Raw genomic sequence first — 15,725 nt, forward strand, 5'->3', positions numbered from 1 at the left:
GATGTCTTACCCGGAAAAATTGAGCATGCGCTTCGGTTTGCGTTTGATCTTTTCCTCAGACGCATTCAACAACGCCTGATCCATCAAACTCCCCGCCTTATCCTTATCCGCCGCCCCCGGCAGCACCGGCGGCTTAATCCCAATCCCAGTCCCCGATCCCGCCGAGCCACCCGCATTGATCTTGATCACCGGCCCAACCACCGTCACCCCACCGCCATCAAGCTTGATAAAGCTCCCACCCCCAAGAATGGTCAGCTCCGTCCCCGCCTCAATAACGATCTTGTCCCCAGCCTTGAGGTGTATCTCTTTCCCCACACTGGTCAGCTGCGCAGTCCCCAGCTTCACATGCTGGTTCTGCCCAATCGTCAAATGATCATCCAGCTTCGCTTCAACCTTTCGCTCGGCAATCGTGGTGCGGTGTTCTTCAGCCTTCAGCTCGGTGTAGGTGTTCTTCACCACCGTGTCATGACGTTCATTGCCGACCCGAATCTTCTGGTCATGCTCAACGTTCTCATCCCAGTCACGCTGCGCATGAATGTAGATCTGCTCCGCACCTTTCTTGTCTTCAATGCGCAGCTCGTTGTACCCACCACCACCCGGCGAGCTAAGGGTTTTGAACACGCTGCGGGTCTTGTTCGCAGGCAAGGCGTACGGCACCGGGTTTTCCTTGTGGTACAGGCAGCCGGTCACCAGCGGTTGGTCGGGGTCGCCTTCGAGGAAGGTGACGAGGACTTCCATGCCGATGCGCGGGATGCTGATCGCACCGTAGCGGTCACCGGCCCAGGCGCTGGAGACGCGGAGCCAGCAGCTGGTTTTGTCGTCCGCGAGGCCTTCGCGGTCCCAGTGGAATTGCACCTTGATGCGGCCGTATTGGTCGCAGTGGATTTCTTCGCCTTTGGGGCCGGTGACCATGGCGGTCTGGCTGCCGAGCACGCGCGGTTTCGGGTGTTCGAGGGCCGGGCGGTAGAACACGTCCCACGGGGTGGCGAGGAAGGTGTTGCGGTAGCCCTGGTGGAAGTCGTCCTTGTTGTCGGTGGTGTCGCTGGTCACGCCTTCTTCGAGGACTTGCGGTTGCTTGCCTTCGTGGAAGATTTCGGTGAGCAGCCACAGGTCGTTCCACTCGCTGCGCGGGTGGTCGGACAGGGCCATGAAGTGGCCGCTGACCAGTTTGGTCTGGTCGCCGCGACCTTCGGCCTGACGGTAGTCGGCGCGATGGCGTTCGAGGGCGCGCTGGCTGAGGAACTTGCCGCGCGCGCGGTCGATGAAGCGGCCGGGGTAGTCGTAGTCTTCCAGATCCGGTTCGGTGCTCTCTCCATCGGGTTTGTACGCGGCCTCCATTTGCAGGCGTGGTTTTTCGAAGTCGTAGTCGCGGCGCGTGGTGCGAGTAGTGCGGGTTTCCAGGCGCAGTTTGAAGGCTTTGATCACCGGTTCGTCGGCAACCATGCCGCTGCCCTGCACGTACGCAGTCGGCTGGCCGAGGTCGGGGAATACGGTCTGGTCGTCGCCGAACACCAGCAGATGAGCTTTTTCGCTGTGCTGGAAGTGGTAGTGAATGCCCTCTTCTTCGCACAGGCGCTGGACGAAATGCAGGTCGGTTTCGTCGTACTGCACGCAGTAGTCGCGATCCGGGCACGGCTGGCTGAGCTGGAAGCTGTAGGCGTTGCTCTTGATGCCGTGTTCGTCGAGGATCAGCGCGATGATTTTCGGCGCCGACATCTGCTGATAAATACGCTGGTTGGTGCGGTGATGCAGGTATTGCAGTTGCGGCACCATCGACACTTTGTAGCGGGTCAGTCGCTTGCCGGCATCGCCCTGGGCGACGCGGTAGATCTGCCCGTGAATGCCCGAGCCCTGTGGGTCGAATGCGAGAAACGCCTGCTTGTGCAGCAGCTGTTCCAGATCCAGATCCGGGTTTTCGCTGACCAGTTCGAGGTCGAAGCGATACGGCTGGCTGATGCCTTCGGTGCCGGTGAACGACAGCACTTGCAGGTCGCCGACGTAGTCTTCGACCTTGAGGCTGAAGTGGGTTTCGTTAGCTGAGTTGAACATCGTGTGCTCCCTGTTCGAATGTCATCCGTTACGCCCGAAGTCGCAGACGTTGCAGCCAGGACGAAGTGGCGCCCAAGGCGTCACGCAGTTGTTGGGCAGTGATGGTGCGTTCTGCCGGGTTGAAGCTCAGCGCGGTTCGCAGCGCTTGCCAGCCTTGTTGGGGTAGATTTTTCGGTGCGTGCAGCTCGCGCTCCAGATGCTCGTCGCGGGCCTGGGTCGAGGGCAAGCGGCGGAACGGGTGTTTGCCGCTCGCCAGTTCATAGATCACGCAGGCCACGCCGTACACGTCCGCGCTGGCCGACAGTGGTTGGCCCTCAAGCAGTTCGGGGGCGGCGTAGCCCGGGGTCCAGGCGTTGAAGCGTTCACGGCTCAGGTGCGGCAGGCCGGGCAAGGTGCCCTGCTCTGCCTGACCGAGGCCGAAGTCGAACAGGCGCAAGCCGTCTTCGCTGAGCATGACGTTGCTCGGCTTCATGTCACCGTGCAGCACCCCGCGACCGTGGGCGTAGGCCAGCGTGTCGAGCAGCGGCAGGACGATGTCGCGCAGTTCTTTCCACGGCAGACCAAGGGGCCGCTCGCAGAGCAATTTGTCCAGGGTCAGGCCACGCATGTATTCCATGGTGATGAAGGCCCGCTGGCAGTCGGTGTCGACTTCAAAGGTGTGCGCACGCACGACGTTGTCGTGGCGCAGGCGCCGGGTCAGGGCGAACTCGCTGTAGAGCAAGGCACTGGCGTCCGGCGATTCGGCAAATTCTTCGCTGAGGATTTTCAGCGCAATGTAAGGGTCGGGATCGCCGAACTGTTCGTGCAGCAGATCCCGCGCCCGGTAAACGGCGCCCATGCCACCGGCCCCGAGCAAACGCTCGAGGTGGTAACGACCGGCGAGTACATCCGGCAGCGCACCGATGCTGGCCTTGGTCGGCGCCAGCAACGGTTCTGCCTGGTTGCCCTTGGCGAAGGCGAAATAGGTCAGGTTGTTGGCCTGCTCTTCGCTGATCAGCAGGTCATCGATGGGCGATTCGAGTTCACTCATTGGCGGATCACCACGGCAGTCAGGTTGTCACGCGCGGCGCCACGCAGGGCGCCGTCGAACAAACGTTCCAGCGCCACATGCGGCGCGCTCAGGCTGAGGGCATTGCCGAGGGCATCGCTGCTCAGGCCTTGATACAAACCATCGCTGCAAAGCAAAAACGCATCGCCCGGATAGACCTCAAGTTCCAGCACATCCAGGGTCAGTTGTTCGGCAGCACCGACGGCTCGGGTCAAGGCTTGAGCCGCCGGGTGTGCTGCCGCTTGTTCGACGCTCATTTGTTGCTTGTCGATCAATTGCTGTTGCAGCGAATGGTCCTTGGACAGCTGATACAAACGCTGCCCACGCCACATATAGCAACGGCTATCGCCAGCCCAGATGCAGGCCGCACGATTGCCTTCCACCAGCAGCGCGACGACGGTGCTGCCCATGATGCTGTCGTGACGCCCGGCGGTGACCGTCAACTCTTGCCCCAAACGCCGGTTCAGCCAGTGCAGGCACTGGCGAATGGCTTTGAGGCGTTCGTCGAAGTCCTCGTGTTGCGGCAGTTCAGCCAGACTGGCGACGATCAACTGGCTGGCGATGTCGCCGCCCTGATGACCGCCCATGCCGTCCGCGACCACCCACAGGCCATGCTGTGGCAGGTCGAGGAAGGCATCTTCGTTGCGCGCCCGCACCTTGCCCGGGTCGGTACGCGCCGCGCTGCGCCAGGCACTGGCCACCAGCATCAGAGCTGCACCGGCATACGGAAGGTGCGCAGCACGCCCATGTCGAACGGGTTCGGCGTGCCCTGGCTGGTCAGCAGGTAGTTGGCGCGCAGGCCACCCACATCGGCTTTCAATACCAGCACGTCGCGACCGGTCATGTACTCGGTCTGCATCAGGTCGAACAGACGGAACAGCGACCATGGGCCGGAGTTCTTCTCGATGCCGATCGGACGTCCGGCCATTTTGTCCATGACCAGACTGGTGCGGCCGTCTTCAGCGTCGGTCGGCCATTTGAACGACATCGGCAGAATCGGACCGTGGCGGTATTCCATGGTCTTGTCGCCGAACTTGAACTCGGAACGGCTCACGGCCGGGTCGAGGGTGTACGGCTCCAGTTTGAACTGCACGGTCGGTTCGGCCGGGTTGATCGAGAAGAAGCTCTGGCGAATCGTCAGGGCGGCGGCCATCTGATCAAGGTAAACCTTGGACACCGGCAGGCTGTGACCGTCAACGCTGCGCATGCGGTAGTTGCCCGGATCGCCGCTGACGAACGGACGCATGTAGTTGTCGAAGAAGCGGTCAACGATGCCTTGCGCCTTGAAGAACTCGCGGAAGTCGCTGATCGCCACGTCGCTGGTGCTGGTGGCGCTGAACGGATAACGCTTGCTGATGGTTTTGCCATACACGCTGTACAGCTCGTTCTGATAACGGCCGTTCAGGTATTGATAGGCATCGTTGAGCACCAGACGCCACGAGTCTTCGGCCAGCACGTTGAACCACACGCTCAGCGGACGCGGCAGACGACCAGAGGCATTGCGCAGGTTGGTCAGCGCATCGCGCTGGCCGCTCATGCGGGTTTTCGCCAGTTCGAAGGCGGCTTGTTCCGGCGTGCTCGAACGGGCCAGGCCGGCCAGTTGCAGCTGCAGGTCGTTGAGCGCGCTCAGCGCAGGGGTCAGGTCCGCCGCCGGGCCGTTGTTGTCATCGAGCAAACGGTGCAACGGTTCGAAGCGGCGTTGCAGCGACTTCTTCGCGGTGTCCGGCAGGTTCTTGGCGACCTTCAGCGCCGAGGCCTTGTCCGCCACGGCAGACGCCAGTTTGCCGACCTTGCCCAGCTTGCCTTTTTGGTCGGCCAGCGCATCGGCCGCATCACCGGCTTCCTCGACCGGATCAGCCGTCGCTTCGAAGCGGGTGTTCTCGCGCACTTCGGTGAGCAGCGCCAGCACCGGCGAGTTGGCCGAGGTCAGGCCCGCCAGTTGCTCGGCGCCTTCACCGGCGTCGCTGATCGGCGGCAATGCAACCTGGCCAACCGCTTCGCTCCAATAGTTGGCGTAGTCGCGGAAGTACAGTTGCTCCAGTTCGACCATCAGGCGACGCAAGTCCATGTCGCTGATGCCCGCGCCTTCGCCCAGCACCCAGTTGTCGCGCAGGATGTCGGTGACCAGCGCCGAGCCCTGCACCGAGAAGTACTGCTGATAACCGCTCTGGGTGTAGAAGCCCGGAATCACGTATTCAGTGCCGATGAACAACGAGCCTTGCGGGCCGAGGTGCTGGCTGAAACGGTAGTCCGGCAGGTTGCGCGCCTGCTCGCGGAGCATGCGGTACACCACGGTCGCCAGCGATTCGCTGCGCAGGACCTGACGCGCCTGCGTCACCAACTGATCGTTCAGCGGATAGATGAACGGCTGCTTGAGCAAACGATCAAGGTGCGCATTCAGACCGTTCTGCACTGCGGTGTTGCCGGTATAGCGCTGCGACCAGTCGGTGGCAATCCAGTCCTTGAGCCAGACCGCATCGCGGCGGTCTTTCATGTTCAGCATCAGGTACGCGCGCAGGCTGTTGAGCAAGCGATCGCGGTCCTTCATGTTGGCGCGAATCTGTCCTTCGAGCATGGTCGCTACCCGTGGCAGCAGTTGCGCTTCAAGCTCATGCTCGTAGGCTTGCTTGACCACCGGATTGACGTCTTCGCCCTGATACAGCCCACCGCGTTCGTGGTACGACACGTCGCCCTTTTTCGGGAACGCCTGGGTGGCGGCGTAACTGGTGTCGAGGGTTTTCAGCACGCCCATGGCGTCATCGCGTGGCGACAGCGCCGAACGTTGCTGGGTCCAGTTCTGCGCCAGCGTGCGCAGGTTTTCCAGGCGCTCATAGTTGGCCGAGAAACCACCGGCCCAGAGCATGCCGAACAGGGCCAGCGCCGCCAGTGCGCCGACGTACAGCGCACGTTGACCCCAATGGATGCGGCTGCGCTCGCGCTTGTCGAGACCGGCCAGATCGGCTTCGGGGAAAATAACTTGGCTGAACAGGTGATGAATGAACCGCGAACGGCCGCTGCGCAGGGTCGGCAGCACGCCGGCGTTCATGCCGAGGCTGGCGCCGATGCCGGCGGTGGTCGAATCCATTTCCTGGGTGAGGTGCGGCGCGCTGGTCAGGTAGAAACCGCGCAGTTGCGTAGCCCGCTGATAACGGTTGCCGGTGAACGCCATGTCGACGAACAGGCACAGGCGCTCGCCGATCTGCCCGAGTTGATGCGGGAAGTCGAGGATGCGGCCACGGCGCTGGGTATCGCGCTCGGAGTGCATGCGCATGATGACTTGGCTGTTGAGACGACGCAGCAGCTCTTCGAACTCGTTGCGCAGCACTGCCACGTCGGTGCCGACCTGATCCTTGCGGAAACTGGTACCGAGCACCTGATCGCTTTCTTCGCGGGTCAGTTGGTCGAAGAACTCGTCAAAGCCGAGCAGCTTGTCGGCCTTGCTCAACACCAGATACACCGGCACATCGACGTGCAGTTTCTGATGCACGTCTTGCAGACGCCCACGCACCTGACGCGCCAACGTATCGATGTCCTGCTCACTGCCGCCGAGCAGGGTTTCCACCGGGATGGTCACCAGCACGCCGTTCAATGGACGACCGCGGCGACGCTTGCGCAGCAGTTCCAGCAGGGTGGTCCAGGCGTTGCCGTCGACTTCGGCGTCGGGCTGGGTCATGTAGCGCCCGGCGGTGTCGATCAGCACGCCGTGATCGGCGAAATACCAGTCGCAGTGACGGGTGCCGAGGGTGTCGCGGGTCAGCTTGCGGTCGATCTTGTTGATCGGGAATTCCAGACCGGAAAAGTCCAGCAGGCTGGTCTTGCCGGAAGCCTGCGGACCGATCAGCAGGTACCACGGCAAGTCACTGCGCCAGCGCTCGCTGCGGCCGCGATACAGGCTCGAGGTCTTCAGGGTTTTCAGCGCGTCCTTGAAGCGCGCCTTCAACTCTTTCTGCTCTTCGTCGATCAGCTCTTCGCGGCGAATGCGGTCCTGGCCGTCTTCGTTGGCTTCCTCGGCTTTCTTGCGAATCCCGGCGCGCCAGCTGACGAAGACCATGGTCAGGCCCCAGATCAGGAACAGCACGGCGATGGTCAGCAGACGCGAGGTCGGGCTTTCCCAGAACTTGTAATCGTCAACCGCCAACAATGGACCGGCGAACCACACCAGCAGCGCCAGAAACAGCACCAGCAGCAAGGTCCAGACCCAGGTCTGGCGCAGGAAGGCGCCGACTTTCTTGAAAAACTTTTTCATCACACGTCCCTGTTTACGGCTGCGACTGCGGTTGCACCGCGGCCGGATCAAGCGGCTGATAAGGTTGCAGAACGGTGTCGCGCTGCTCGCCCAGGACCCAGGCGAAGCCCGAGTACATCACCACCAGGCAGACCAGCGTGAACAGCACCACCATCCACGCTGGCACGATACGCACCAGGTTGCGGCGCTGGTCGTTGAGGCCTTCCCAGTGCGGGGACAGCTCGCGCGGCACGTCGCCTCGCAACTGACGGATCTGTCGGTACAAGGCATCGCGGATGCCCTCGAGTTCGAGCATGCCGCGCGCCTGCACGCGGTACTTGCCCTCGAAACCGAGGGACAGGCACAGGTACATCAGTTCGAGCATCGGCAGGTGCTTGACCGGGTTTTTCGACAGCCGATCGAGCAGCTGGAAAAACTTCTCACCGCCAAAAGTTTCGTTGTGGAAGCTGCTGAGCAAACTCATCTGCGACCACTCGCTTTCGTTGCCCCACGGCGTGGTCACGACAGCTTCGTCGACCACGGTGCAAAGCACGTAACGCGCGGCCATCACCTGGCTGCTTTCGGCGCCGTTGTGCAGGGCGCGCACTTCGAACAGCTTGAGCCCGGCGGTCAGGCGCTCGTTGAGCGCGTACAGGTCTTCGCGGGTTTCGCTGTGTTTGAGGCGCACCACTTCCGAGAGCAGTTCCGACGACGCCGCGACCAGCGAGTTGAGGCTGATGTTGAATGCCTCGGCCGGACGCAGGCGCGCGGCGTAGATCATGCGTTCTTCCAGTTGCTCGAAACGCGGCGGCGCGGCGAAGTCGGTCAATGGACTCGACGCCGGTCCGTGGCCCTGGCGATCGAGCAGGACGGTTTTGTCGTCCTGGCTGTAATCCGTTTCCTTGATCATGTCGGTCAGTTCCTGATGGCCCAGAATTTCAGTTCAAGATTGGCGAATTCGCCGGACACGTGGAACGCGAAACCGCCGGAGCGCTCGAGTTGTGCCAGGTCTTCGGAACTGAGTTCGAGAATGAAATAGGTTTTGTTGGAGTGGAACGCGATCTGCCGCGGGGCCACCGGCAACGGTTTGACCTTGATGCCTGGCAGGTGCAGGTTGACCAGTTGGCGAATGCGCTCCACCGGGCCGACCTTGAGGTGCGCCGGCAGACGCTGGCGCAGTTCTTCGGAGTCGCAGTCGGCACTGGCTGCCAGCACGAACGACGCCGAGCCGAGCAGTTTGTGGTCGTGCAACGGCGAAACGATGATGCCGTACTGACGCGCTTGCAGGATCAGTTCGATGGCGTGCTGTTCGAGCACCATCGACAGCACCTGACGAATCGCTTCCATCAGTTTGCGGAAGCTGGCGCCCTGATCGGCATGGGAATAGCGGCTGTCCAGACGCGGGCGTTTGCTCTCGCCGGAGAAGGTCGCCAGATCGCCGAGCATGGTCAGCAGCGTGCGGTACAACTCCTCCGGATGGACCTGCTCCAGACCCAGGTAATGGCGCAGCAGCAGTTCGGTGCGGTTGATCAGTTGCAGCATCATGAAGTCGCCGACCTCGGCGCCGCCGACCTTGCCGTTGGAGCGAATCCGCTCGGCAATGGTGTCGCCACGGTGGCTGAGCATGCTGATGACTTCTTTCAGGCAAGACAGCAGATAGCTCGACGCGTGAGCCTGAATGTAGGTCGGCACGAAATCCGGATCGAGGCTGATCACGCCGTCGGGCGTCGTGTCGAGCACGTCGCAGATCTTCAGCTTCACGTAGGCCTGATCGCTCTGCTGCTCGCCGAGCAACAGTTTGAAGTCCGGGCGACCGCAGCTGACCTGACTGGCCGAATCGTCGCCAGCGTTGGAGTCGGCAACTTCGGCGTCGTACGCGGTGTAGCGCGCGAGCACGTCGGACTGCTCCGGGCGACGGGCCTCGATGTGGTTGCCGGTAACCAGCGGCAGTGCCAGATAGATCGGCGTGTTGCCGGTGTTCGGCGGCACGTCCAGCGCCAGCGGTTCGGTGTTGCCGCCGAGCTCGAACAGGCTGCCGTCCGGCAGGATCCCCGACGCTTCACTGATCACCAGTTTGCCCATGTTGAGGAACTGCAGGTCGATTTCCAGATTGAGAAAACCCCAGGTGTAGCCACCGAGCAATTGCGTGCGGGTTTTCATCTGGTGATCGTAATAGCGATCGTTGTGCTGGAAGTGCTGCGGACGCAGCAGCATGCCTTCCTGCCAAATGACTTTATGGGTATTCATGTTCAGTCATCCGCCTTGGCGAGCACTTGATGGGTGTTACGGATGCCGGTCTGGTCCAGCGTCAGATCGACTTCGGTGACTTCCAGCGGCGTGATCTGAACCGTGTGGCGCCATTGGGTGTCCGGCAAGTCGCGGTAAGCGGCGAGAACGCCAACATAAAGGCTGCCCTCTTCCACCTTGAGCTTCATCTCCACGGTTTCACCCGGGCGCAGCTCAAGTTCTTCGCTGGCCACCAGATCCGGGTTGAGGGATTCCTTGGCGCGTTCGTAGAGGCTGAAGAAATCAGCGTTCTCGAAAGTCACCGGGTGCTTGAGTTCGAACAGGCGCACGACGATCGGCGACGGCCGCCCGTTGAGGTCCGGGTTGAGCTGATCGCTGCCGGTGAGTTTCAGGTTGATCTTGGTCACTTTCGAGTACGGCGACAGCGACGAGCAACCGGCGAGCAGCACCAGCAGAGTGAGCGCAGTCAGCGTCTGGAAAAAAGCGGTCGAGCGGCGAGACATGCGCATCATCCTTGGTGGTCGGTGTGAAGGGTGGAAATCAGGCGGATCTGTTCTTCGTAGGCTTGAGCAAAGTCGCGGGCCAGCAGGCGCTCGCTCCAGTCATCGTCCTGACGCAGCGCCTGGTGATAACGACCGAACGCTCTCCAGCGCCCGCCCGACGTGGCGATCAGTGGCTTGTTGTCGCGTTCGAAACGCAGGGTCAGCTGCTCCGGCGAGAAGTGCTCCAGCGTGCCGCGCACAGCGGCGCGGCTGGCGGTGAGCAAGGCCACTTGATGCGCCTGCAAATCACGGAACGCACGGGAGATCGCCTGTTCGGCCGGCAGATGCCCGGGCTTGCTCGGCTGCAACAGAATCTCCAGCGCTTCGCTCGGGTCAACGGCGAATTTCAGCGGGTTCTTGTTGGTGCCTTGCACGGTGGTCTGGGCCAGACGCAATTCGTTTTTCAGCTCCGAGCGGGTGCGCAGGCTCTGCTGCAAACCGCCGACGCTCTGGCGCAACAGGCGCGCCGCATTGATCGCCATGGCCTCGCGTTCGTCGTGGCTGAGGCCTTTGACGTCGACACCCAGCGCAGCGCCGAAATGCTCCCAGAAACCGTCGGTCTGACGCTCGACGGCTTTCGGGGCCGGAGCGGGCTCGGGTTCGACCGGCGCGGCAATCAGCTCCGGAACCAGCAGGCTTTCCATGTCGATGCGCGCGTAGTCGGCACGCTGACGCGAATCTTCCGGTTTGGCCGTGGGCGCCAGCAGCTCGTCGATTTCCGAGTACACGCGCTCTTGCTGTTCAAGCGCATTGAGCGGATCGAGGTCGAGGAACGCGTCGTCCGGAATGATGCTGCCGGCAGCGCGCGGACGGCCGACTTCACCGTCGAAGGTCGCCGGGTCGCGCACCAGTCGCGCACGAATCTCGAAGTCGCCGAGAATGTAGGTGCTGCCGTGCTCGATGCGCACCGGCTCGCCCTTGTGCAGGCGCGCGTGGCTGCTGCCGTCCTGGACACCGTTACTGCTGGTGTCGGTCAGGAAAAACGAGCCATCGCGGTAGCTGACAATCGCGTGGTGATTGGACAGGTGACGCTTGCGGTCAGGGATGATCCAGTCGCAGTCCTCGCCTCGCCCGATCACGCCGCCGGCCTGTTTGAAGGTCCGCTGGCACAATTCGGTGGGCACGAACTGCTTGGTGTTCAGCATTTCGAAAACCAATTCCATGTTTGATGCTCCTTGCGGTCACTTGCCGCGATTGACCGCTTGCGGATCACCCAACGGGCGATAGTCGTTGTCGTTGAATTTGTAATTGCCGCTACAGCCGCCAAGGCCGCATAGAACGACGAGGGTCAGCAGGACAGCGTGCCAGTGACGAACAGACATCAGAGGGTCTCCAGGTGTAGACAAAGCACAAAGCGCCGGCCCTTGCGGGCGGCGCTGAAATTGGTTTTTCGGGACAGATCGATGCGTTTTTGCCTAGCCATCGAAATCCCCCAGATTGATGTTCAGACGACCGAGCCGATACAGCAGCGTGCGCCGCGGCAGCCCCAGTTCGCGGGCGGCGAGAGTCTGGTTGCCGTCGTTCTTGCGCAAGCAATCGAGCAGCAAGGTGCGCTCGACCTGCTCCAGGCGTTCGCGCAGATTCAGGTGGCTGTTGTCCTCGAGGACCGGCTCCATGCGCAGGGCAAAATGCTCGGCGAGCAGTTCGCCGCCTTCGCACAGCAGCACGGCACGTTCGACCAGCGCCTTGAGTTCGCGCACGTTGCCGGGGAAGGTGTAACCCGACAGGTGCTCCAGCGCCGCGCTCGACCAGCGCACCGGATCGCGCTGCAGATAGGCACAGGTTTTTTCCGCGAAGTGTTGCGCCAGTTCGAGGATGTCGCCCTCGCGCTGACGCAGGGCCGGCAACTCGATCGGAAATTGCGCGAGGCGGTAATACAGGTCCTCGCGGAACTTGCCTTCGCCGACCAGCGCCGCCAGATCGCGGTGCGTTGCGGCGATGATGCGCACGTCGATCTTGTGCGTGTCGTTGGAACCCAGCGGACGAATCTCGCCTTCCTGCAACACGCGCAGAATCTTCGCCTGCAACGACAGCGGCATGTCGCCGATCTCGTCGAGCAGCAGCGTGCCGCCGTTGGCCGCATCGAACAGACCGGCGCGGTCGCGATCGGCACCGGTGAAGGCACCTTTGCGATAGCCGAACAGCTCGCTTTCAAGGAGGTTTTCCGGCACCGCCGCGCAGTTCTGCACGATGAACGCCTGGGAACGGCGCGGGCCACAATCGTGAATCGCTCGCGCAACCACTTCCTTGCCGGTGCCGGTTTCGCCGCGCAGCAACACGGTGTACGGGCTGTGCAGGACTTTGCTGATCAGCGAATGGGTCTGGCGCATCGCCGCGCTTTTGCCGATCAGACCGTAGCCGCTGATGCTCGGCACGCTGCGCACCGCCGTGGCCGATTCCGCCGATGGCTGACGCAGGCGTTGCAGCAAATGCAACTGGCCGAGCACGAACGAACCGAGCTGACCGAGGGAATCGGCAAAGCCCTGCAAGTCGGTGCGGCGACGGCTGGCGCAGAGCAACAAGCCTTCGACCGCTTTGTGGCTGTTGACCAGCGGCACGCACAGCAAGGACTGCCACGCGCTGGTCGTCACGGGCAGAAAACTGGTCTCGTGCAAGCTGCCGCTCAAATCGTCGAGGCATACCACGCGGTTCTGGCACAACGCGAATTGCAGCAGTTGTTCACCGTTGTAATCGGCCGGCAGGCTCGCTGCCTGGCGCGGTTGTAGCGCCCCGTCGAGGCATTCGGCGTTCATCCCCAGGCAGGTGTGGGTGGCGTCGAGCAGGTACAGCTGCGTCAGTTCGCAACCGCTCAGCTCGGCCAGCCCGCGCACGAAGTCACCCAGCAGCGCAGCACCGTCCGCCGCCCGCGACAGACTGGCGAACTGCGCCAGCAACGCTTCGGCGTAGACCAGTGGCTGCGACACTCGAGTGAACATCACACCCACCTCAGGCGAACTCGCACGTCACGCTGGCGTCGCCGTCGAGCGTGGCGTGCACGCGCTTGAGGCTTTCACCCGTGGCCATCGCATCGAGCAGACGATCGGCCACCAGCGGCAATACGTGCTGATCGAGCAAATGGTCGATCAGGCGCGCGCCGCTTTCGCTTTGCGTGCAGCGCTCGGACAGGTGATCGACGAGGTTCTGGCACCAAGTGAAATCCAGCTGACGACGATTCAGGCGCTCGCCCAGACGACCGAGCTTGATCTCGATCAGCTCGCGCAGCACCGGGCCGCCGACCGGGTAGTACGGCACCACTTTCATCCGCGCCAGCAGCGCCGGCTTGAAGTGTTTGCTGAGCACCGGGCGAATGGTTTCTTCGAGGACTTCGGCGGTTGGCCGCGCACCGTTTTCACAGAGGTCGCTGATCTTGTCGCTGCCCAGGTTCGAAGTCATCAGGATCAGCGTGTTGCGGAAATCGATCTCACGCCCTTCGCCGTCGTTGGCCACGCCTTTGTCGAAGATCTGGTAGAACAGGTTGAGCACGTCCGGGTCAGCCTTTTCGACTTCATCGAGCAGCACCACCGAATACGGTTTCTGCCGCACCGCTTCGGTGAGCATGCCGCCCTCGCCGTAACCGACGTAGCCCGGTGGCGCGCCGATCAGGCGCGAAACGGTGTGCTTCTCCTGAAATTCGGACATGTTGATGGTGGTGATGAAACGGTCGCCGCCATACAGCAGGTCAGCCAGGGCCAGCGCGGTTTCGGTCTTGCCGACGCCGCTCGGGCCGACCAGCAGGAACACGCCGACCGGTGCGTCAGGCTTGTTCAGGCCGGCAGCGGTGGCGCGCATCGAGCGATCCAGCGCGTGCACGGCTTGTTCCTGACCACGAATGCGCGTGCGCAAATCGGTGGCGAAACTGGCGACCTTGGCGTTGTGTTCGCGGGCCAGTTGCGCCAACGGCACGCCGGTCCAGGCGCTGATCACTTCGGCAACCAGACGCGGGCATACTTCGAAGCTGACCAGACGCTCTTTGACTTGTGCAGCGGTCAACGCCGTGTGGGTTTCGTGCAGCTGCGCTTCCAGCGCTTCGACGCTTTGGCCTTCTTCGACTTCGGCAGCGTGGGTTTCGATCACCGTGCCTTCAGCGTCCTCCTCAACGCTGACCGTCGGCTCGACAGCCGCAGCTTCGCGGGCCTTGGCCAGTTGCTGACGCAATTCAAGCAGGCGCTCGGCCAATGCTTTCTGCTCGGTCCAAAGGGTTTCCAGCGCGACCATCTCGCTTTCGGCTTCGTCCAGACGCGCTTCCAGTGCCTCCAGCGCTTCGTGGTCGATCAGCAGACCGGCCTCGGCATCGCGGCGCAGGGCCTGGCGCTGACGGCCACCTTCCGCCAGTTCGCCACGCAGACGCTCAAGGCTTTCCGGGGCGGCGGCGAGGCTGATGCGCACGCGCGCGCACGCGGTGTCGAGCACGTCGACGGCTTTGTCCGGCAGTTGCCGTCCAGCCAGATAACGCGCGGACAATTCGGCCGCAGAAACCACTGCGTCATCACGCAGGTAGATGCCGTGGCTCTTCTCGTAGACCTGAGCCAGGCCACGCAGAATGGTCACTGCTTCGCTGACGGTCGGTTCGTGCAATTGCACGGGCTGGAAACGACGGGCCAGTGCCGGGTCCTTCTCGAAGTATTTCTTGTACTCGGCCCAAGTGGTCGCGGCGATCGTGCGCAATTCGCCACGGGCCAGTGCCGGTTTCAGCAGGTTGGCTGCGTCGGAGCCACCGGCATTGCCGCCGGCACCGATCAGCGTATGAGCTTCATCGATGAACAGAATGATCGGCTTCGGCGAGGCTTTGACTTCGTCGATCACGCCTTTCAAACGACGCTCGAATTCGCCTTTGACGCTGGCGCCGGCTTGCAACAGGCCCATGTCCAGCGAGAGCAATTCAACGCCTTTGAGCACCTGCGGCACTTCACCGGCGGCGATACGCGAGGCCAGACCTTCGACGATGGCGGTTTTACCGACACCGGCCTCACCGACCACGATCGGGTTGTTCTTGCGGCGACGGGCGAGGATGTCGACCATCTGGCGGATCGCGCCGTCACGGCACAGCACCGGGTCGAGTTTGCCGTCGCGGGCCTGCTGAGTCAGGTTGTGCGTGAAGCGCTGCAACAGCGATTCGCCTTGTGCGGCAGGTTTGCCATTGGCCGCCGGTTGTTCCTGTTGCGACAGGGCAAATTCCTTCAGGCGATCGATGTTCAGCTTGGCGAGCAGCGGCTGATAACGGCTGCCCGCGTAGCGCATCGGGTTGCGCAGCAAAGCCAGAATCAGTGCGGCATCTTCGACCTGGGTCTGGCCCAGTTCAAGGTTGGCCACCAGCAGTGCGTCTTGCAGCCACTGCACCAGTTCCGGAGCGAACACCGGGTTGCGCGAAGCGCTGTGCTCGACCCGCGATTGCAGCGCGGCGCTCAGCTCACCGGCATCGACGTCGGCATCCTGCAAGGCGCGCGACAACAAGCCGTTCTGACGTTCCAGCAAGCCCAGCAGCAGGTCTTCGACGAGAATCTTGCTGCCGCCCCGGGCCACGCAACGCTCGGCCGAACGCTCCAGATCACGACGGGTTTCGGCGTCCAGCGCCTGGATGAGTTGTTGCAGGTCTACGTTGATCATGGCTCACGTC

The 15,725-nt window shown here is 62.5% G+C and carries 11 protein-coding genes; all 11 read right to left on the bottom strand.

Features of this window, described 5'->3' with window-relative positions; translation table 11 throughout:
- Positions 1–6: 6 nt before the first annotated feature.
- Positions 7–2,049: a type VI secretion system Vgr family protein gene (locus ACYYKW_RS11115; protein WP_464990130.1), complete on the bottom strand. Its 2,043-nt coding sequence runs from the start codon at positions 2,047–2,049 to the stop codon at positions 7–9.
- A 28-nt stretch (positions 2,050–2,077) separates the two neighbouring features.
- Positions 2,078–3,079 carry a serine/threonine-protein kinase gene (locus ACYYKW_RS11120; protein WP_464990131.1) on the bottom strand — a complete coding sequence of 334 codons (1,002 nt, stop codon included), beginning with the start codon at positions 3,077–3,079 and terminating at the stop codon, positions 2,078–2,080.
- Positions 3,076–3,804 (bottom strand): PP2C family protein-serine/threonine phosphatase, encoded by a 729-nt coding sequence (locus ACYYKW_RS11125; protein WP_464990132.1) that lies wholly within the window; start codon positions 3,802–3,804, stop codon positions 3,076–3,078. The genes ACYYKW_RS11120 and ACYYKW_RS11125 overlap by 4 nt, the downstream gene beginning before the upstream one ends.
- A complete protein-coding gene (tssM, locus tag ACYYKW_RS11130) occupies positions 3,804–7,343 on the bottom strand; it encodes a type VI secretion system membrane subunit TssM (RefSeq protein WP_464990133.1) in 3,540 nt (1,179 codons plus the stop codon). The genes ACYYKW_RS11125 and tssM overlap by 1 nt, the downstream gene beginning before the upstream one ends.
- A 13-nt stretch (positions 7,344–7,356) precedes the next feature.
- On the bottom strand, positions 7,357–8,232 hold the full coding sequence (gene icmH / locus ACYYKW_RS11135; protein ID WP_090287580.1) for a type IVB secretion system protein IcmH/DotU: 876 nt from the start codon (positions 8,230–8,232) through the stop codon (positions 7,357–7,359).
- Between the two features lie 5 nt (positions 8,233–8,237).
- On the bottom strand, positions 8,238–9,569 hold the full coding sequence (gene tssK, locus ACYYKW_RS11140; RefSeq protein ID WP_090287582.1) for a type VI secretion system baseplate subunit TssK: 1,332 nt from the start codon (positions 9,567–9,569) through the stop codon (positions 8,238–8,240).
- A 2-nt stretch (positions 9,570–9,571) separates the two neighbouring features.
- Positions 9,572–10,072: a type VI secretion system lipoprotein TssJ gene (gene tssJ / locus ACYYKW_RS11145; protein ID WP_203420024.1), complete on the bottom strand. Its 501-nt coding sequence runs from the start codon at positions 10,070–10,072 to the stop codon at positions 9,572–9,574.
- Positions 10,073–10,077: 5 nt separating this feature from the next.
- A complete protein-coding gene (gene tagH, locus ACYYKW_RS11150; protein ID WP_464990134.1) occupies positions 10,078–11,274 on the bottom strand; it encodes a type VI secretion system-associated FHA domain protein TagH in 1,197 nt (398 codons plus the stop codon).
- Between the two features lie 18 nt (positions 11,275–11,292).
- Entirely contained in the window at positions 11,293–11,433 is a 141-nt protein-coding gene (locus ACYYKW_RS11155; protein ID WP_003229566.1) for a hypothetical protein, read from the bottom strand.
- Positions 11,434–11,526: 93 nt separating this feature from the next.
- The gene (locus ACYYKW_RS11160) at positions 11,527–13,047 is read right to left on the bottom strand and encodes a sigma-54 interaction domain-containing protein (RefSeq protein ID WP_464990135.1); all 1,521 of its coding nucleotides are present in this window, start codon (positions 13,045–13,047) and stop codon (positions 11,527–11,529) included.
- 10 nt (positions 13,048–13,057) lie between these two features.
- Positions 13,058–15,715 carry a type VI secretion system ATPase TssH gene (gene tssH / locus ACYYKW_RS11165; RefSeq protein WP_464990136.1) on the bottom strand — a complete coding sequence of 886 codons (2,658 nt, stop codon included), beginning with the start codon at positions 15,713–15,715 and terminating at the stop codon, positions 13,058–13,060.
- Positions 15,716–15,725: the final 10 nt, after the last annotated feature.

This window comes from Pseudomonas sp. 15C, from assembly GCF_055484735.1.

Excerpts from the sequence above, each read along its gene's own strand:
- ACYYKW_RS11115 (WP_464990130.1), bottom strand. The coding sequence starts at position 2,049 with ATGTTCAACTCAGCTAACGAAACCCACTTCAGCCTCAAGGTCGAAGAC.
- ACYYKW_RS11120 (WP_464990131.1), bottom strand. The coding sequence starts at position 3,079 with ATGAGTGAACTCGAATCGCCCATCGATGACCTGCTGATCAGCGAAGAG.
- ACYYKW_RS11125 (WP_464990132.1), bottom strand. The coding sequence starts at position 3,804 with ATGCTGGTGGCCAGTGCCTGGCGCAGCGCGGCGCGTACCGACCCGGGC.
- tssM (WP_464990133.1), bottom strand. The coding sequence starts at position 7,343 with ATGAAAAAGTTTTTCAAGAAAGTCGGCGCCTTCCTGCGCCAGACCTGG.
- icmH (WP_090287580.1), bottom strand. The coding sequence starts at position 8,232 with ATGATCAAGGAAACGGATTACAGCCAGGACGACAAAACCGTCCTGCTC.
- tssK (WP_090287582.1), bottom strand. The coding sequence starts at position 9,569 with ATGAATACCCATAAAGTCATTTGGCAGGAAGGCATGCTGCTGCGTCCG.
- tssJ (WP_203420024.1), bottom strand. The coding sequence starts at position 10,072 with ATGTCTCGCCGCTCGACCGCTTTTTTCCAGACGCTGACTGCGCTCACT.
- tagH (WP_464990134.1), bottom strand. The coding sequence starts at position 11,274 with ATGGAATTGGTTTTCGAAATGCTGAACACCAAGCAGTTCGTGCCCACC.
- ACYYKW_RS11155 (WP_003229566.1), bottom strand. The coding sequence starts at position 11,433 with ATGTCTGTTCGTCACTGGCACGCTGTCCTGCTGACCCTCGTCGTTCTA.
- ACYYKW_RS11160 (WP_464990135.1), bottom strand. The coding sequence starts at position 13,047 with ATGTTCACTCGAGTGTCGCAGCCACTGGTCTACGCCGAAGCGTTGCTG.
- tssH (WP_464990136.1), bottom strand. The coding sequence starts at position 15,715 with ATGATCAACGTAGACCTGCAACAACTCATCCAGGCGCTGGACGCCGAA.